The sequence below is a fragment of the Streptosporangium lutulentum genome (assembly GCF_030811455.1).
GTDB classification, from domain to species: Bacteria; Actinomycetota; Actinomycetes; order Streptosporangiales; family Streptosporangiaceae; genus Streptosporangium; species Streptosporangium lutulentum.
This window is the reverse complement of the sequence record NZ_JAUSQU010000001.1, coordinates 5,651,361-5,670,152: the sequence shown is the minus strand read 5'-3', so window position 1 is coordinate 5,670,152 and position 18,792 is coordinate 5,651,361. Positions and strand designations below refer to the sequence as shown.

At 64.6% G+C, this 18,792-nt stretch carries 9 protein-coding genes and 3 rRNA genes; 7 read left to right on the top strand and 5 right to left on the bottom strand.

Going from position 1 to position 18,792, the window contains the following annotated elements:
• Positions 1-1,059, bottom strand: a complete 1,059-nt coding sequence (locus J2853_RS25160; protein ID WP_307561989.1) for an AI-2E family transporter — start codon at positions 1,057-1,059, stop codon at positions 1-3.
• A gap of 593 nt (positions 1,060-1,652) precedes the next feature.
• Here J2853_RS25160 and J2853_RS25155 point away from each other — a divergent pair.
• The 3 genes from J2853_RS25155 to rrf all read left to right on the top strand — a co-directional run bounded on the left by J2853_RS25155 (position 1,653) and on the right by rrf (position 7,060).
• A 16S ribosomal RNA gene (locus J2853_RS25155) occupies positions 1,653-3,173 on the top strand.
• 435 nt (positions 3,174-3,608) lie between these two features.
• A 23S ribosomal RNA gene (locus J2853_RS25150) occupies positions 3,609-6,744 on the top strand.
• 199 nt (positions 6,745-6,943) lie between these two features.
• Positions 6,944-7,060 (top strand): 5S ribosomal RNA (rrf, locus tag J2853_RS25145).
• Together the 16S, 23S and 5S rRNA genes form the textbook arrangement of a ribosomal RNA operon.
• Before the next feature lie 437 nt (positions 7,061-7,497).
• Here rrf and J2853_RS25140 read toward each other — a convergent pair.
• From J2853_RS25140 to J2853_RS25125, 4 genes are all read right to left on the bottom strand, one after another.
• On the bottom strand, positions 7,498-8,757 hold the full coding sequence (locus J2853_RS25140) for a phosphodiester glycosidase family protein (protein WP_307561984.1): 1,260 nt from the start codon (positions 8,755-8,757) through the stop codon (positions 7,498-7,500).
• A 741-nt stretch (positions 8,758-9,498) separates the two neighbouring features.
• Positions 9,499-9,894, bottom strand: coding sequence for a cupin domain-containing protein (locus J2853_RS25135; RefSeq protein WP_307561982.1), 396 nt, complete (start codon positions 9,892-9,894; stop codon positions 9,499-9,501).
• 9 nt (positions 9,895-9,903) lie between these two features.
• The gene (locus J2853_RS25130) at positions 9,904-11,529 is read right to left on the bottom strand and encodes a PucR family transcriptional regulator (protein ID WP_307561980.1); all 1,626 of its coding nucleotides are present in this window, start codon (positions 11,527-11,529) and stop codon (positions 9,904-9,906) included.
• Positions 11,530-11,757: 228 nt separating this feature from the next.
• On the bottom strand, positions 11,758-12,540 hold the full coding sequence (locus J2853_RS25125; RefSeq protein WP_307561978.1) for a TetR/AcrR family transcriptional regulator: 783 nt from the start codon (positions 12,538-12,540) through the stop codon (positions 11,758-11,760).
• 54 nt (positions 12,541-12,594) lie between these two features.
• Between J2853_RS25125 and J2853_RS25120 the strand changes: the two genes are divergently transcribed.
• The 4 genes from J2853_RS25120 to J2853_RS25105 all read left to right on the top strand — a co-directional run bounded on the left by J2853_RS25120 (position 12,595) and on the right by J2853_RS25105 (position 18,575).
• Positions 12,595-14,106, top strand: coding sequence for an MFS transporter (locus J2853_RS25120; RefSeq protein ID WP_307561976.1), 1,512 nt, complete (start codon positions 12,595-12,597; stop codon positions 14,104-14,106).
• 268 nt (positions 14,107-14,374) lie between these two features.
• Positions 14,375-15,676 (top strand): aspartate aminotransferase family protein, encoded by a 1,302-nt coding sequence (locus tag J2853_RS25115; RefSeq protein ID WP_307561974.1) that lies wholly within the window; start codon positions 14,375-14,377, stop codon positions 15,674-15,676.
• On the top strand, positions 15,673-17,178 hold the full coding sequence (locus J2853_RS25110) for a CoA-acylating methylmalonate-semialdehyde dehydrogenase (RefSeq protein WP_307561972.1): 1,506 nt from the start codon (positions 15,673-15,675) through the stop codon (positions 17,176-17,178). The genes J2853_RS25115 and J2853_RS25110 overlap by 4 nt, the downstream gene beginning before the upstream one ends.
• Positions 17,179-17,336: 158 nt before the next feature.
• Complete coding sequence (locus tag J2853_RS25105) at positions 17,337-18,575, top strand: extracellular solute-binding protein (RefSeq protein ID WP_307561970.1); 1,239 nt, start codon at positions 17,337-17,339, stop codon at positions 18,573-18,575.
• Positions 18,576-18,792: the final 217 nt, after the last annotated feature.

Below are 18,792 nucleotides of genomic sequence, written 5' to 3'. Positions count from 1 at the left end.
TCAGGCTACGTGCGGGGAATTCGCCTTCGTCCCCCTGCCGGGAGGGACCTCTCCGGAGATGAGCGCGGCGGCCCAATCACCGTCGGGGTCGCTGTCGATCAACAAGGTGCGGGCCAGCAGGCTGAGAGGGATGGCGAGGAGCGCGCCGAGCGGGCCGAGGACGAAGGTCCACAGGATGAGGGACAGGAACGTCACGGTCGTGGACAGTCCTACGGCGTCTCCGAGGAACTTGGGCTGGATGAGCGACTGCACCACGAAGTTGATCAGCATGTAAGCGATGATCACGAAGATCATCGTCTTCGGCCCGCCTTCGAGCAGTCCGAGCAGGGCCGGCGGGATCAGCCCGATGACGAAGCCGATGTTCGGGATGTAGTTGGTGATCAGCGCCAGCACCCCCCAGAGCAGAGGGAGCGGCACGCCCAGCAGCCAGAGCACGGTCACGTCCAGCGCGGAACAGACCAGCCCGAACACCGTCGACACGAGGAGATACCGCCGGGTCTTCCGGGCGAAGTCGCCGAGCGCGCCGATGAGCTTCGGCCTGCGGGCCGTGCCCATGGAGAGGACTCGCGAGAACGCCTGCGCGTCCAGGCACATGGCAAGGAGCAGGACGATGACAAGAATCAGGGCCGAGAACGCGTTGAGCAGTCCGGACAGGACCCCCTGCGCGAGCTCGAAGATCTTGCCGGGGTCGAACGACGTGAGCGCCTCGTTCATCTGCTTGGTGCCGATGCCGAGTCTGCCGGCCAGTCGCTGCGCCTCGACGACGAGCTGGTTGAACTGGGTGTCGTAGGTGGGGGCGAGGGTGGCCATCTGCACGACCGCGACGGTCAGGATCGCCACCATGCCCAGGAGCACGGACAGCACGATGATCAGTGGGACCGCGACCAGCGTCCACCCGGGCGCGCCGTGTTTCTGGAGCCAGGTCCTGACCGGGGAGACCGCGAGGACGAGCACCAGGGCCAGCAGCACGGGGCCGACGATCGACCCGATCTCTCTGATGCCGGCCAACGTGACCACGACACCCGCGGTGCAGAGCAGCACGATGAGTACTCGGGGCATAGGCCTTTGGTCCGTCATACCGGATCCCTACCCGATGGGAGAGAAACACGTCTCCTGTCGAGTGGCCGCTGATTTGACGGGGGTGGATGTCAAACATAGAGTTCACAGGCCCGAGGGGGTTGGCGGAGATCGCCAAGACCTCGGGAGCCCCTCTGATCACCTTCCTCTGTTGGGGCGCGTGCGTCCCGCCGAAGTCCGATTGGACAAGGAACGGATGTCGGAGTAAGTTAGAGGGGTTGCCCTGGAAACAGGGTGCTCGAGATCCTAGCGGATTTCGCGGGTTCGATGGAAACGGATGCGCAAGCGCCGATTTCACTCGGACCGGGCGGGCCTGCTAAGATCGGAACACAGAAACGAACACAGCACAACAGAAAACACAACGAACGCCCCGGATGGTCGGCCCCGATGGGCCTGGTCACTCCGGTGTACGCGTCCGTTTCTTGAGAACTCAACAGTGTGTTAAAAGCCAGTGCATGATGCACAACCCCGTTCATCCCACCCTTCGGGTGGGGGACGGATTCCTTTGGTTGATACACGCGCCCCTCTTGTGTGAGGGGCGGGTGCTTTCAGCTGGGGTGAACTTTTTCAGACATTGTTTGGAGAGTTTGATCCTGGCTCAGGACGAACGCTGGCGGCGTGCTTAACACATGCAAGTCGAGCGGAAAGGCCCTTCGGGGTACTCGAGCGGCGAACGGGTGAGTAACACGTGAGTAACCTGCCCCTGACTCTGGGATAAGCCCGGGAAACTGGGTCTAATACCGGATACGACACCTCCTCGCATGGGGTGGGTGTGGAAAGTTTTTCGGTCAGGGATGGACTCGCGGCCTATCAGCTTGTTGGTGGGGTAACGGCCTACCAAGGCGACGACGGGTAGCCGGCCTGAGAGGGCGACCGGCCACACTGGGACTGAGACACGGCCCAGACTCCTACGGGAGGCAGCAGTGGGGAATATTGCGCAATGGGCGAAAGCCTGACGCAGCGACGCCGCGTGGGGGATGACGGCCTTCGGGTTGTAAACCTCTTTCAGCAGGGACGAAGTTGACGTGTACCTGCAGAAGAAGCGCCGGCTAACTACGTGCCAGCAGCCGCGGTAATACGTAGGGCGCAAGCGTTGTCCGGAATTATTGGGCGTAAAGAGCTCGTAGGTGGCTTGTCACGTCGGGTGTGAAAGCTTGGGGCTTAACTCCAGGTCTGCATTCGATACGGGCTGGCTAGAGGTAGGTAGGGGAGAACGGAATTCCTGGTGTAGCGGTGAAATGCGCAGATATCAGGAGGAACACCGGTGGCGAAGGCGGTTCTCTGGGCCTTACCTGACGCTGAGGAGCGAAAGCGTGGGGAGCGAACAGGATTAGATACCCTGGTAGTCCACGCTGTAAACGTTGGGCGCTAGGTGTGGGGACCTTCCACGGTTTCCGCGCCGTAGCTAACGCATTAAGCGCCCCGCCTGGGGAGTACGGCCGCAAGGCTAAAACTCAAAGGAATTGACGGGGGCCCGCACAAGCGGCGGAGCATGTTGCTTAATTCGACGCAACGCGAAGAACCTTACCAAGGCTTGACATTGCCCGGAAACACTCAGAGATGGGTGCCTCTTCGGATCGGGTGACAGGTGGTGCATGGCTGTCGTCAGCTCGTGTCGTGAGATGTTGGGTTAAGTCCCGCAACGAGCGCAACCCTTGTTCAATGTTGCCAGCAACACCTTCGGGTGGTTGGGGACTCATTGGAGACTGCCGGGGTCAACTCGGAGGAAGGTGGGGATGACGTCAAGTCATCATGCCCCTTATGTCTTGGGCTGCAAACATGCTACAATGGCCGGTACAGAGGGCTGCGATACCGCAAGGTGGAGCGAATCCCTAAAAGCCGGTCTCAGTTCGGATTGGGGTCTGCAACTCGACCCCATGAAGTCGGAGTCGCTAGTAATCGCAGATCAGCAACGCTGCGGTGAATACGTTCCCGGGCCTTGTACACACCGCCCGTCACGTCACGAAAGTCGGCAACACCCGAAGCCCGTGGCCCAACCAGCTTGCTGGGGGGAGCGGTCGAAGGTGGGGCTGGCGATTGGGACGAAGTCGTAACAAGGTAGCCGTACCGGAAGGTGCGGCTGGATCACCTCCTTTCTAAGGAGCACCGACCGTGCAGCGCAAGCTGCGGGGTCTACGTCACGGTCAGGGGCGAATGTTTCCTGCGTGACACGCTCATTAGTGGAGCACTGGCTAATCGGATGATCTGGGTCTCGCCCGGGTCGGTTGGTACCGCCTGAACCCCTGTGGGGGGACAGGAGTGGGAAGACCGCTCAGGGAGCACGGATGGGTTCGGACACACTGTTGGGTCCTGAGGAAACGGACCGGGTGCGGAGGGCATCGCCGTTGGGCGGTGCCGGCCCGCACCTCGTTCACTGTCTGTCGTAAGACGGTGAACACCGTTGGTTCCTCGGTAGCGGGACCGTTCTCCTGCCACATCGGTTCGGGTGTTTACCCGGGTGTCTGGTGGTGGGGTGGATACGGTCGCTGTTTGTTGTTTGAGATTTGCATAGTGGACGCGAGCATCTTTGTGGCCAAGTTTTTTAGGGCACACGGTGGATGCCTTGGCATCAGGAGCCGATGAAGGACGTGGGAGGCTGCGTTAAGCCCCGGGGAGTCGCCAACCAGACGTTGATCCGGGGATGTCCGAATGGGGAAACCTAGCACCAGTCATGTGGTGTTGCCTCCGCCTGAATGTATAGGGCGGCTGGTGGTAACGCGGGGAAGTGAAACATCTCAGTACCCGTAGGAAGAGAAAACAAATAGTGATTCCGTGAGTAGTGGTGAGCGAAAGCGGAACAGGCTAAACCGTTCGCGTGTGATAGCCGGCAGGCGTTGCGCGGGCGGGGTTGTGGGACCCTCTAGCAGGAACTGCCGTTTCTGCAAACAGTAAAAAATCCTTTCGATAGTCGAAGCCTCTGGGAAGGGGCGCCACAGACCGTGAGAGTCGGGTAGGCGAAATCGGTTGGACTGTTTGAGGGGATCCCAAGTAGCACGGGGCCCGAGAAATCCTGTGTGAATCTGCCAGGACCACCTGGTAAGCCTAAATACTCCCTGATGACCGATAGTGAACAAGTACCGTGAGGGAAAGGTGAAAAGCGCCCCGGTGAGGGGTCGTGAAATAGTACCTGAAACCGTGTGCCTACAAGCCGTAGGAGCGTAAACAAAGCTTGCTTTGTTTGTGATGTGACTGCGTGCCTTTTGAAGAATGAGCCTGCGAGTTATGGTGTGTGGCGAGGTTAACCCGTGTGGGGGAGCCGTAGCGAAAGCGAGTCTGAATAGGGCGTTTGAGTCGCATGCTGTAGACCCGAAGCGGAGTGATCTAGGCATGGGCAGGTTGAAGCGCGGGTAAGACCGCGTGGAGGACCGAACCCACCAGGGTTGAAAACCTGGGGGATGACCTGTGTTTAGGGGTGAAAGGCCAATCAAACTCCGTGATAGCTGGTTCTCCCCGAAATGCATTTAGGTGCAGCGTTGCGTGTTTCTTGCCGGAGGTAGAGCACTGGATGGCTAATGGGCCCGACAAGGTTACTGACGTCAGCCAAACTCCGAATGCCGGTAAGTGAGAGCGCAGCAGTGAGACTGCGGGGGATAAGCTCCGTAGTCGAGAGGGAAACAGCCCAGACCACCGACTAAGGCCCCTAAGCGTGTGCTAAGTGGGAAAGGATGTGGAGTCGCAGTGACAACCAGGAGGTTGGCTTAGAAGCAGCCACCCTTGAAAGAGTGCGTAATAGCTCACTGGTCAAGTGATTCCGCGCCGACAATGTAGCGGGGCTCAAGTACACCGCCGAAGTCGTGGCATTCACACGTATGCTGAGCCTTTGTGGTTTAGGTGTGTGGATGGGTAGGGGAGCGTCGTGCGGCCGGCGAAGCGGCAGAGTGATCTAGTCGTGGAGGCCGTGCGAGTGAGAATGCAGGCATGAGTAGCGAATCAGAAGTGAGAAACTTCTGCGCCGGATGACCAAGGGTTCCTGGGCCAGGCTAATCCGCCCAGGGTAAGTCGGGACCTAAGGCGAGGCCGACAGGCGTAGTCGATGGACAACGGGTTGATATTCCCGTACCCGCTACGATGCGCCAATACTGAATCCAGTGATACTAAGGGTCCTTAAGTCCCTCGTTTGCATCCTTCGGGGTGTGTAGGGGTGAGGCTGAACGCCTGGCCTGAACTGGTAGTAGGTAAGCGATGGGGTGACGCAGGAAGGTAGCCCAGCCCAGGCGATGGTAGTCCTGGGGTAAGCATGTAGGGAGAGAGGTAGGCAAATCCGCCTCTCATGTAATCCTGAGATGTGATGCCGAGCCGATTGTGGCGAAGTGGGTGATCCTATGCTGCCGAGAAAAGCCTCTAGTGAGTGTCGTGGCGGCCCGTACCCCAAACCGACTCAGGTGGTCAGGTAGAGAATACCAAGGCGATCGGGTGAACTGTGGTTAAGGAACTCGGCAAATTGCCCCCGTAACTTCGGGAGAAGGGGGGCCTCCGCTGGTGATCAGACTTGCTTTGTGAGCTGGTGGGGGTCGCAGAGGCCAGGGGGAAGCGACTGTTTACTAAAAACACAGGTCCGTGCGAAGTCGTAAGACGATGTATACGGACTGACGCCTGCCCGGTGCTGGAACGTTAAGGGGACCGGTTAGCGCACTTCGGTGTGCGAGGCTGAGAACTTAAGCGCCAGTAAACGGCGGTGGTAACTATAACCATCCTAAGGTAGCGAAATTCCTTGTCGGGTAAGTTCCGACCTGCACGAATGGCGTAACGACTTCCCCGCTGTCTCAACCGCAGACCCGGCGAAATTGCACTACGAGTAAAGATGCTCGTTACGCGCAGCAGGACGGAAAGACCCCGGGACCTTCACTACAGCTTGACATTGGCGTTTGGAACGTCTTGTGTAGGATAGGTGGGAGACTTTGAAGCTATCACGCTAGTGGTGGTGGAGTCATTGGTGAAATACCACTCTGGTCGTTTTGAACGTCTAACTTCGGTCCGTGATCCGGATCAGGGACAGTGTCTGGTGGGTAGTTTAACTGGGGCGGTTGCCTCCTAAAGAGTAACGGAGGCGCCCAAAGGTTCCCTCAGCCTGGTTGGTAATCAGGTGTCGAGTGTAAGTGCACAAGGGAGCTTGACTGTGAGACCGACGGGTCGAGCAGGAGCGAAAGCTGGGACTAGTGATCCGGCGGTGGCATGTGGAAGCGCCGTCGCTCAACGGCTAAAAGGTACCCCGGGGATAACAGGCTGATCTTCCCCAAGAGTCCATATCGACGGGATGGTTTGGCACCTCGATGTCGGCTCGTCGCATCCTGGGGCTGGAGTAGGTCCCAAGGGTTGGGCTGTTCGCCCATTAAAGCGGTACGCGAGCTGGGTTTAGAACGTCGCGAGACAGTTCGGTCCCTATCCGCTGCGCGCGCAGGAGACTTGAAAGGAGCTGTCCCTAGTACGAGAGGACCGGGACGGACGAACCTCTGGTGTGCCAGTTGTTCCGCCAGGAGCATGGCTGGTTGGCTACGTTCGGAAGGGATAACCGCTGAAAGCATCTAAGCGGGAAGCTCGCCTTGAGATGAGGTCTCCCACCACGTGAGTGGGTAAGGCCCCCGGGAGACGACCGGGTTGATAGGCCGGAGGTGGAAGCATGGTAACGTGTGGAGCTGACCGGTACTAATAGGCCGAGGACTTGACCACAAAGCAATCGTTTCTGTGTGGTGATGGTGGTTGTCGCTGCGCTCTGTACTCTTCGCCGGGTCCGGAGCAGCGCGTGACCAAGGTTCATTGGCAGGAATTGATGTTGCCCGCGTCCACTATGTGATTCTGAAACAGCAAACACCGCCCCCCACTGGTAGGGATTATGTGGGGGTGTGTGGTGTTGATAGTTTCATAGTGTTACGGCGGTTATGGCGAAGGGGAAACACCCGGTTACATTCCGAACCCGGAAGTTAAGCTCTTCAGCGCCGATGGTACTGCACCGGGGACGGTGTGGGAGAGTAGGTCGCCGCCGGACAATCTTTGAGAAGGGTCACCCCATGCGGGGTGGCCCTTCTTTCATTTCCGGCCCCGTTTTGTTCTCCGGGGGCTTTCCCGGGGTTCCTCGGAGGGTTTTTCCTCTTGGGGGTTTTCCCTGGGGGTTTCCTGGTGGTTTTTCCTGCGGATCCTCCGCGCGGAGCCGCGGGGTTTCCCTGGGCGCTGGGGTTCTTCCTGGGCTCGGGCCGGGACTCCTTTCCCGCGTTCATGCCGAAAGCCAAAGGCTTTCCCTACGGCTCTTTCTCAGATCAGGCCCGGGACCCTTTCCCGGGCCGGCCGTTTCGTGCTCCGCGTGAAGTCGTCCGCTTTTCTCGCAGGGCTGCCGCGGCCGGCGGGCACCGGTGCTTTCGGTCGTCCCGCTCGAGTGCCAGGCCATGACGGTGATGACCTGGCACTCGGGGAATCACACGCGATCGGTCAGGGAGTGATGAACAGGCCGTCGCCCACGGTTCGCTCGGCGCCGTCGGACGGCCGGTTGACGGCCTTGTGACCGACGACCAACGCGCTGGATCCTCCGCCGTCGAAGTTGATGGCCTGCTTGGCGCCCAGCCAGCGCATCAGCTGAGCGGCCTCCACCATTGAGGCGCCCACGGTGACACCCGGGTTGCGGCCGTCCACTGTGGCCAGGATCAACCCGCCGGACTGGGTGATGCCCACCATCGTGCGCGGGTGGCGGCGGAGCATCATGTTGATTGAGGCATGGCCGTCCGCCAGTGCGGTGACCCGTACCCGGCCGTTCCTGACGAGCCCGACACCGCCTCCCATCACGTACGTGTCGGGGGTGAGCGGTACGGCTTTCTGCGTCCGCAGGTCGATGACCTTGCTGTCCACTCTCATCGTCCAGCCTTCCAGGGCGTGTTCCTGGAGCCAGAGGGCCATGACGCCGGTGCCGTGAAGCACGGAGTGGCCACGCGCGACGACGCCGCCGGCCTGGCGGACGTTGACGACCTTGCCCTGGGCGTCCATCACCGCCTCGATGCCCCCGTCTGCCAGTGTCTTGGCGCCGAACTCACCGGTGTAGAGAACGAGCTCGTCCGCGCCCGCGGCCCGGTTGACGCCGTGGACCGGGGTTCTCGTCCTGTCGGAGGAGGTCGCGGTGACGGTCGTCTTCAGCTCGGTGATCCAGGCCTTGCGTCCTCCGGTGATGACCAAACCGGTACGGCCGGGCACCGCCTCGCTGAGAAGCCTGCCACCCACCACGGAAACGCCCATCGGGTCGCCCTGGAGCGTCTTGGCCGTGTGGATGTTGAAGAAGCCGCCGTTGACCCCGGCGATGGCACCGGTGAGCTTGGACATCGAGCTGACGGTCTCCCGCGCGGCCACGTTCTTGCCGACGCTGGTCTTGAAGGATCCCTTGAAAACCTTCGGGTCCACCATCAGGACGCTCATGTTCCACGGTCCGGTGGTCTCGGTGCCGTCGTCACCGAGATAGTCGGCCTTGGCCTTGATGTCGTACTCCTTGAGCTCCTTCACCAGCTCGTCGGCCTTGGCTCGCTGCTTGAGAGTCCACAGCCCGATCCGGACCATGTATCGCTCCACGGCGGGAGCGTCCGCGGCGGCGGGCTGCACGATCCGCAAGATGCTGGGGGTGAATCCTGCGGCTTCCACGGCGGCGGCCTTCGCCTGTGCGTTGACAAGGTTGCCGTCGTCGTGCCCGTTGGGCATCAACACCGACACCGTCCACCCTTGGGTTGATTTGCCGTTTTTCACACTAAAAAGGTTAATTCCAGGCGCCACGCTGCGCTGCTTCTTGGCAGGGGCCATGCTCGTACCGAGCGGGAACGCCGATGAGGGAAATCTTAAACTCGCCTGGTCGGCTTCGGCTGGAATGGTTGTGGCGGCGAGCGCCAGGACCGTAAATCCGGCAACGATACGTCGCGACATCTTTATCTCTCCCCGTAAGTGACCTGACTCCGGTGCACCATCGTGTCGAGATCTTCCTGTCGAGGGGAGCGAAACACGCGAAACGGTCCAAGAAAGTTCATTCCCCATGCGAGATCATACGGAAAAAGACGGAACCCGGGTGATCCATGACGGTCCCAGCCGGGCTATCCACCCTGGTCAATAGGGGTTAGTCCTCATCGTTTCCCTGCGAGGGCGGGAGCACGGCGCTACGGTGCAGTAGGCCGCGTCCTTTCAGATCAAGCGGCACATCTTTCCGAGAGGCAGCCGTCATGGGGCTGAGCATTCTCATCGTGATCATCGCAAGCATGGTCCTGGGCTTCATCTTCGGTGTGATCCTGGCGCGACCGCGCCGCTGGGATCTTCACATCTGCGCAGGTGACGCCATTCGCATGGACCCCGCATCCGACAGACACGGTTAATCAGGCGCGGATAACACGCGCAGGCAATCAGACAGGTGGTTCAAGCAGGGCCGTACGGAATCCGGATTCCGTACGGCCTGCGCCGCCATTGTGATCAGCCGGTGGAGTGGTACACCTTGCGGAGGGTCTCGTGGATCGTCCAGACGGTTTTGGCGCCGTCGGCGAGCAGGCAGACCGAACCCGGGACGAGTTCGACGGTCGCGCCCCCCTCGACCTCCACGGTGGCGCGACCGGACAGGACCACGAACACCTCGTCGTGTTCCACGTCGGTCACCGTTCCGGGGGTGATCTCCCAGATGCCCCGGCTCTGCGTGCCGTCGGGAGAGGACCACAACTCGATCGATGAGACACGCGGCGAGCCCGCGAGGATCTGGGCGGGGTCCAGCTCGTCAGGCGACAGCCGTACGTCGGAGGTGGGTACGGAGAACGCCCCCGCGGCGGTGACCATACGAGCCAGGTCGGCGGTCTCGGGGACGAGAATCTCGGGCATGGGGGCCTTTCAGACGCGGGGATTGTCTCTCCGGAAGGACTCCAGCGCCATGAGGGCGACGTGGAGGGAGAGACAGGACTCGACATCGTCCAGATCGGTGTCGAGGATGCGTTCCAGCCTGCGGAGCCGGTCATAGAAGGCGGGCCGCGACAGGTGGGCTTTCTGGGCGGAGACGGCCTTGTTGCGGCCGGCGTCCAGGTAGATGCGCAGGATTCGGGTGAGGTCGCCGCCGCGCTGGGCGTCGTGGGCCAGCAGGGGGCCCAGTTCGCGTTCGGCGAAGGTCTGCAGGCGGGCGTCGTCGCGTAACAGGTGGAGCAGGCCCCGCAGGCGAAGGTCGGGCAGACGGTAGAAGGCCCGGCCGTCGGGCTGCCTGACGGCCACGTCCGCGACCTGCTCGGCCTCCAGGAAGCTTCGCCGTACGTCGCGGATCGACTCGACCACCGAGCCCGCGGCGAGGACGAAGGGGGTGGCGAAGGTCTTGCGCAGGTGGTCGGCGAGCGAGGTCAGGGTGGGCTCGGCGAACGTGCGTGGAGGCAGGGGGAGCAGGACGCCGACGCGGTTCTGGTCCAGAGCGCCGATCAGGGCGGGGAGACGAGCCTCGCGGCAGGCGGCCGCGGTGGCCTCGGCCAGCTCGCCGAGCCTGGCGAGCTGCTCCTGGCCGTCCCACGGGTTCTCCGGCGACTCGGCCAGGCGGAGCACCACGCTGATCAGCTTGCGGCCGGTGAGCGGTACGCCGACCGCGCGGGCGCGGGCCGCGGCCTCCTCGGGGTCGGCGTAGGCGTGAGTCAGGATGCCGGTGATGATCGTGCCGTGGGCCTGGCGTTCGAGTGACTCCTGGTGGCGCTCCAGCAGGCGGCCCAGGGCGAGGGTGGTCGCCGCGCGCTCGGCGAGCACGATGTCGCGGGGGCCGGGTTCGGTGTCGCAGAGCAGGATCAGCCGGCCCCAGTCCTGCCCTCGTGCTCCGACCATGGTGACCAGCCAGCCGGAGGTCGCGTCGTAGGCGGTGCGCAGGTCGGGTGCCACGGCGCGGGAGCGGGTCTCCCAGCTGGCGAGCAGGTTGCCGGTGTCGCGTCCCGCGGTCTCGCAGGCCAGGACCTGGTGGGCGAGGTTCTCCAGCATGACCGGGCGCCCGGAGAGCCGGGCGACCTGGCTGAGCACCTCGGCGGGGGACGCGCCCTCGACCGACAGTTCGGTGAAGACCTCGTGGAGTTGTTCGGAGGCGCGGAGCTCCTCCAGTTGGATGTCGATGATCCGGGCGTGCACCGATTCGGTGATCTGCACGAACGGTGTCTCGCGGGCCAGCGTGATCAGAGGCAGACCGTGTTCCTCGGCGGATCTGACCACGGAGTGGGGTAACTCTCCGATGAATTTGCGGCCCATCTCCACGATCAGCCCGGACGCGCCGACGGCGGCCAGCTCGGCGATGTATTCGGCAAGCTTGCCCGGGTCGTCCGGAAGGGCGATGCCCGTGGTGAGCACCAGTTCGCCACCGCGCAGCAGGTGCGCGATGTCGGTCACCTCGCCCACATGGACCCAGCGCACCGGGGTGCCCAGTCGATCGGCTCCCGCGACAACTCGGGGGTTGCCTCGGCGGACGCTGTCCAGCGCGAGAACGTCAGCGATTGTAGGGAGCACTACCCGAGAATATATGATCAGAATGTAAGTTTGAACTGCTCATGATTTACATGCTGTTCGTAGTGATCGGTGTTACGGCAGGTCCAAAAGGTATTTTATGACAGTGGCCCGCATGGCATGCCTCCAAGATTCGAGGAAAGGGCGAGCGCTTTCGGCTCGGCTGTATCTCGATGTATCCGTGCGGGGGAAGTGATCCGGCGGATCGCGGCGGCTCTCGCCGGAGGAGTCTCAGTCGGTGACGGTGCGCTCGTCGTCCCTGACCGCCTCCTGCGGTCGCGAGGGCGACGCCTCGCGCCGGGCGCGGCGACTCAGGTGCGCCTCCAGGCCGTCGAGGATGCAGTTCAGGCCGAAGTCGAAGCTGAGGGCCCTGGAGGCGTTGATATCCATGTCGCTGTGGTCGGCATAGTGGGCGAGCACCTCGGGATGGTCGGCCGCGGCCTTCTCCACCGTCGAGCGCATGGTCGAGTTCCACTCGCAGACGCTTGTGCCCGACCTGGCCAGCATGCCCTGCATGGCGATCTCCGGTGTGGTGACCCCCGCCACGTAGGACATCAGCGCCGAGGCCGCGTAGTCCTGTTCGGCTTTTGGGAATCCGGCCCGAGTGAAGGTGTCGATCAGCCGGCTCAGGAGCCGCATCGCGTTGGGGCCGATGGCGGGCATCGTCCCGACGAGGGACATCGCCCAGGGGTGCCGGAAGAGCGCCTCCCGCATCCCGTAGGCGAAGAGGGTCGCGGTGTGCCGCCAGTCGGCCTCCTGGGGTTCCGGGACCTTGAACTCGCCGTAGAACTCGTCCAGGACCAGCTCCAGTAGCTCGTCCTTGTTGGCCACGTGCCAGTAGATGCTGGTGGCCCCCGAGCCGAGTTTGGCGCCCAGGTGGCGCATGCTCAGCGCGTCCAGCCCTTCGGCGTCGAGCAGTTCCACGGCCGCGCGCACGATCTGCGCACGGCTGAGCGTCGGGCTCTTGGTGGCGCGGGGTTCACGGGTCCAGACGGAGCTGAAGGGCTGTTTCACCTGCTCAGTATAAATTCATTCGCACGCTGTTCAAGTTTGTCGTACGCTGTGCGAGTGGAATCGAACACTGTGCGAGTAGAACGCGATCCCAGGCGTTGGTGGATCCTCGGGGTGCTCTGCCTGAGCCTGCTGGTCCTCGTGGTGGACAACACCGTTCTGAACCTGGCCATCCCCGCCCTGATGACCGATCTGGGGGCCGGCCCCGCGGACATTCAATGGATCATCGACGCCTATGTCCTGGTCTTCGCCGGCCTGCTGCTCACCGCGGGCAGCCTCTCCGACCGTTACGGTCGCAAACGTTTTCTGATCATCGGCCTGGCGTTGTTCGGCGGTGCCTCGCTGACCACCCTGCTGGTCACCGAGCCCTGGCAGCTGATCGGCGCCCGCGCGCTGATGGGCGTCGGCGGCTCCATCCTCATGCCGAGCACGCTGTCGATCCTGATCACCGTCTTCGACGAGGAGGAACGCCGCAAGGCGATCGCCGCGTGGAGCGCCGTGGCCATGGTCGGTGTGATCGCGGGCCCCACGCTGGGCGGCTTCCTGCTTGAGCACTACTGGTGGGGCTCGATCTTCCTGCTCAACGTGCCCGTCGCGGTCGTCGCGATCATCGCCGCGGCGCTGCTGATGCCCGAGTCGCGCGGCCCGGCCCGGCGGCTCGACCCGCTCGGCGTGCTGCTGTCCACGGTCGGCATGAGCGCCCTGGTCTTCGTGGTCATCTCCGCGCCGGGCGCGGGCTGGACCTCGCCCGAGACGCTGGCCGGGGCGGCGCTGGCCGTACTGGCGCTGGGAGGATTCGTGATCTGGGAGCTGAGGTCGGCCAACCCGATGCTCCCGCTTGAGTTGTTCCGCGAACGCAACTTCAGCGGGTCGTCGTTCTCGATCGTGCTGATGTCGTTCGGTACGGGAGCCCTGCTGCTGATGCTCACCCAGTACCTGCAGTTCGTGCTGGGGTACGGCCCCATGAAGGCCGGCCTGGCGCTGCTGCCGTACGCCGTGGCCGCCGCGCTGTTCAACGGGGTCGGCGCCGCTCTCGGGCAGAAGATCAGCAACCGCGTGCTGATCGCGCTCGGGCTGAGCGTGATGGCCCTCGGCTTCGGCGTGCTCGCCTTCATGACCGGCGACACCGGGTACGGCGTGCTGATCACCGGTCTCATGCTCATGGGGATCGGTGGCGGTCTCGCGGGGCCCGCGGCCTACGCCACCCTGATGGGGGCGGTCCCGCCCGCGCACGCCGGGGTGGGATCGGCGCTCAACGACACCGTCCAGCAGGTCGGAATGGCGCTGAGCGTCGCCGTACTCGGCAGCGTGCTGGCCGCCGTCTACACCTCGTCGATGCCCGTGGAGGCCCCGGCCGCCGCTCGGGACTCGATCGGCGGCGCGTTGAAGCTGGGGGACCCGGGGCTGATCGAGACCGCGAGGGACGCGTTCGTCTCGGCCATGTCGTTCGGTTCCTGGGTGGGTGTCGGCTTCACTCTCGCGGCCGCCCTGCTGGCGTTCGTGGTGTTGCGGCCCGCTCCCAAGGCTCCGGCCGTCCCGGACGCGAGCCTGGTGGAAGCGGAGCGCTGAGAGTTCTTCGGGTGTCGATCCGCGCGTCCGCTCCCGCGGCGGCCGGCGGGGCGAGATCCGTCTCGGTGAGATCGGGCCGTCGCCCGAGGAGGAAGGCGAGTCCCCTCCCCGGGCGGCGACCCAGGCGACCCGGGAGACCCGGGCGATGCGGTGACGGTCGGCCTTGGGTACGGCACACGACGCGAAGTTGACAGTATGACGGGTTTGACGACATTGTCCCGACACATTGTCGGTAGGAGTGGTGGCCTGAAGCTGGGATAATTGGTTTATGTCGGATCTCCTTGCGCGCCACCGCGCGGTAATGCCCAACTGGCTTTCGATCTACTACGACGAGCCCATCGAGATCGTCGGCGGCAAGGGGAACCGGGTCGTCGACGCGTCTGGCAAGAGCTACCTCGACTTCTTCGCGGGGATCTTGACCAACATGATCGGATATGACGTGCCCGAGGTGCGTGAGGCCGTCGAGCGTCAGCTTGCCACCGGCGTCGTGCACACCTCCACGGTCTACCTGCTCCGCGGCCAGATCGAGCTCGCCGAGAAGATCGCCAAGCTGTCCGGTATCAAGGACGCGAAGGTCTTCTTCACCAACTCCGGCACCGAGGCCAACGAGACCGCGCTGCTGCTGGCGACCTACGCTCGCAAGACCGACCAGGTGCTCGCCATGCGGCAGAGCTACCACGGCCGCTCCTTCGGCACGGTCGGCGTCACCAGCAACCGCACCTGGAAGAACAACTCGCTGTCGCCGCTGAACGTGCACTTCCTGCACGGCGCCGACCGGCATCTCGCGCAGTTCAAGGGCCTTTCGGACGCCGACTACATCAAGGCCTGCGTCGACGACCTGCGCCACGTGCTCGCCACCGCGGTCGGAGGCGACGTGGCCGCGCTGATCGCCGAGCCGATCCAGGGCGTGGGCGGCTTCACCATGGCCCCCGACGGGCTGTTCGCCGCCTACAAGGAGGTCCTCGACGCCGAGGGCATCCTGTTCATCTCCGACGAGGTCCAGACCGGCTGGGGCCGTACCGGCTCGGCGTTCTTCGGCATCCAGAACCACGGCGTCACGCCGGACATGATGACCTTCGCCAAGGGCCTGGGCAACGGCTTCGCGATCGGCGGCGTCGTCGCCCGCGGCGACCTGATGGACAACCTCCACGCGGTCGGCCTGGCCACCTTCGGCGGAAACCCGATCTCCACGGCCGCCGCCAACGCCACCCTGGACTACGTGCTCGACCACGATCTGCAGGCGAACGCGGCCAAGACCGGAGCCCTGATCATCGACGGGCTCCGCGAGGCCGCGAAGCGCCTGCCGATCGTCGGCGCCATCCGCGGCAAGGGCCTGATGTTCGCCGTCGAGCTGGTCGACCCGGCGACCGGCGGGCCCTCCACCGCGCTCACGGCCAGGTTCATGGAGGAGACGAAGAAGGCCGGCCTGCTCGCCGGCAAGGGAGGCCTGTACGGCAACGTGCTCCGCATGGCCCCGCCGCTCACCCTGACGGAGGCGGAGGCCGCCGAGGGGCTCGCGATCATCGTCAACGTACTCGAAGTCATCAACGCTGAGGTCGTCTCGTCGTGAAGAACGTCACCCACTGGATCGCCGGAGCCCCCGTCGAGGGGTCCGGCCGCACATCCGAGATCTTCAACCCCGCGACCGGAGAGGTCAGCGGGCAGGTCCACCTGGCGTCGGTGGCCGAGGTCGACGCCGCGGTGGCCGCGGCCGTGGCCGCCTACCCGGCGTGGCGGGACTCCTCGCTGGTCAAGCGGTCGCAGGTGCTGTTCCGTTTCCGCGAGCTGATGTACGCCAACCGCGACGAGCTCGCCAGGCTCATCTCGGAGGAGCACGGCAAGGTCCACTCCGACGCGCTGGGCGAGGTGGCTCGCGGCCTGGAGGTCGTGGAGTTCGCCTGCGGCATCCCGCACCTGCTCAAGGGCGGTTTCTCCGAGGGCGTCTCCACCCGGGTCGACTCCTACTCGATCCGGCAGCCGCTGGGCGTCGTCGCCGGGATCACCCCGTTCAACTTCCCGGCCATGGTGCCGATGTGGATGTACCCGATCGCGATCGCCACGGGCAACGCCTTCATCCTCAAGCCGTCGGAGAAGGACCCCTCGGCGTCGCTGCTGATGGCCTCGCTCTGGAAGCAGGCCGGGCTGCCGGACGGCGTCTTCAGCGTCGTCCAGGGTGACAAGGTGGCGGTGGACCGGCTGCTGGAGCACCCGGACGTGCGTGCCGTCTCGTTCGTCGGGTCCACGCCCATCGCCAAGTACGTCTACGAGACCGGCACCTCCCACGGCAAGCGGGTCCAGGCCCTCGGCGGCGCCAAGAACCACATGCTGGTCCTGCCCGACGCCGATCTCGACCTCGTCGCCGACGCCGCGGTGTCGGCGGGCTTCGGCTCGGCCGGCGAGCGCTGCATGGCGATCTCCGTCGTGCTGGCCGTGGACCCGGTGGGAGACGAGCTGATCGACAAGATCGTCTCGCGCGTCTCCGAGCTGACCATCGGCCCCGGCGACGACCCCGCCTCCCAGATGGGCCCGCTCGTCACGCGGGTCCACCGCGACAAGGTCGTCTCCTATCTCGACACGGGCGTCGCCGAGGGCGCGAAGCTCGTCGTGGACGGCCGCCGTACCCCGATCCTCGGCGGCGCCGCGGCCGAGGACGCCCCCGGCTTCTGGCTCGGCCCCACGGTTCTCGACCACGTGCCGGCCGGTTCCCGGGTCCAGCAGGAGGAGATCTTCGGTCCGGTCCTGGCGGTCGTGCGCGTCTCCTCCTACGAGGAGGGCCTCGAACTGATCAACGGCGGCGAGTTCGGCAACGGCACGGCCATCTTCACCAACGACGGCGGCGCGGCCCGGCGTTTCCAGAACGAGGTGGAGGTCGGCATGATCGGCATCAACGTGCCGATCCCGGTGCCGATGGCCTTCTACAGCTTCGGCGGCTGGAAGTCCTCGCTGTTCGGCGACACCCACGTCCACGGCACCGAGGGCGTGCACTTCTACACGCGCGGCAAGGTCGTCACGTCCCGCTGGCTCGATCCGAGCCACGGAGGCGTCAACCTCGGATTCCCGACCAACAAGTAGAGCCGGGTACGGCGGCGCCCCGCGAGAGACCTCTCTCGCGGGGCGCCGCCGTACCCGGTGCGGGAGGCGGCCGGGGCGGATGGATCGCCGGCCTTCCGGAACGGGAGCGAGCAGGTAGGCTCCGGGCCAGGGTGGCGGTTACGTCGTGAGGGGATTTCGTGGGCAGGGACATGCTCCGCCGTACGCGTCTCGGAGTGCTGGCGGGGGTGGGCGGTCTGGCGCTCGCCGCCTGCGCTCCGGCGGGAGCCGTGAGCGGGGCCCAGCCGCCGCGAAGCCCCTCGGTCTCGGCCACCCCGGGAGCCGGTTCGGCCACGCCCGCGATCACCCCCTCCGCCACCGGATCGACGCCCACCCCGACGCCCTCGGCGTCCATCGGCAAGAGCGAGGGCACCCTTCAGGTGCTGACGTTCCAGGGGGACGTCGAGTACGGCGGGACCAGTTCGCGGGTCAACTGGGTCACGCCCTTCGAGACGAAGAGCGGATGCCGGGTCGTGAAGCTCGACCGGGTCCGGACAAGCGAGGAGATGGCCGCCAAGCTCCGCGGCGGCACCTACGACGTCGTCTCGCCCGCTCCCGATCTGGCCGGGCAACTGGTGACGGAGGGCAGGGTCGCGCCGATCGACACGTCGCTGGTCCAGGACTACCGGCAGATCCCCAAACGACTGCGCGAGCTGCCCGCCCTGCAGCGAGACCACAAGGTCTACGGCATCCCCTACCTCTGGGGCGTCAACCAGACGATCTACGAGGGAGGCGGGCGGAAGGGGCCGGAGGCCCTCTACGGCGCGTCCCCCGCGGCGATCAGGGACACCCCGCTGAGCATCGCCGACGCCGCGCTCGTGCTCAGGAGAACCGAGCCGGGGCTGGGGATCGAGGATCCGTTCCAGCTCACCCCCGTCCAGCTCGACGCCGCGGTGAAGCTGCTCACGGAGAACGACGGCCCCGACCGCGTGTACTGGCAGGACCCGCTGGACGTGATCCGGCCCTTCTCCGCGGGGACGATACGGATCGCCGAGGCCTCGCCGTACTACCTGGATCTCTTCCAGCGCGCCAAGCGTCCGGTGAGAACCCCGGCCGGGGCACAGATGACCGGCTCGGTCGACTCGTGGATGCTCACGTCCAAGCCCGCCAGCCCGAACTGCGCCTACGAGTGGCTCAACTGGATGAGCTCGCCGGACGCTCAGCGTCCGGCCGCCGCCTGGACGGGGCTCGCGCCCGCCAATCCGGAGGCGTGCACCGGGCGGGCCCAGCGCATGTGCGAGATCTACCAGGTCGGGGACGACAAGTGGCTGCGGCGAGTCTTCTTTGCCGCCCGCCCGACAAAGGATTGCGGTGGCCAGGGCGGGGAATGCACTGACTACACCGACTGGGCGGAACGCTGGAAGAACCTCGTGAAATGAACGGGGGTCTCCAGGCCCAGGCTTGACGGGCTGCGGACCCGCCCGCCCTCCACTGGGCAGGGGTCCGGCAGGGGCGCTCCGGGTGTTCCCCCGACCCCGGAGCGCTTCGTCTTTTCTTGAGGCATGTCCGCCTCCACGTGAAATCGCGACGATTTTCGTTGTGTCCGTCATGTTTGGCGATGGATTCCATGGCAAAGTTGCATCTCAACTATCGACT

Bases quoted from the DNA above. Each gene is read 5' to 3' on its own strand.
- J2853_RS25115 (WP_307561974.1), top strand. From the start codon at position 14,375: ATGTCGGATCTCCTTGCGCGCCACCGCGCGGTAATGCCCAACTGGCTT.
- J2853_RS25160 (WP_307561989.1), bottom strand. From the start codon at position 1,059: ATGCCCCGAGTACTCATCGTGCTGCTCTGCACCGCGGGTGTCGTGGTC.
- J2853_RS25135 (WP_307561982.1), bottom strand. From the start codon at position 9,894: ATGCCCGAGATTCTCGTCCCCGAGACCGCCGACCTGGCTCGTATGGTC.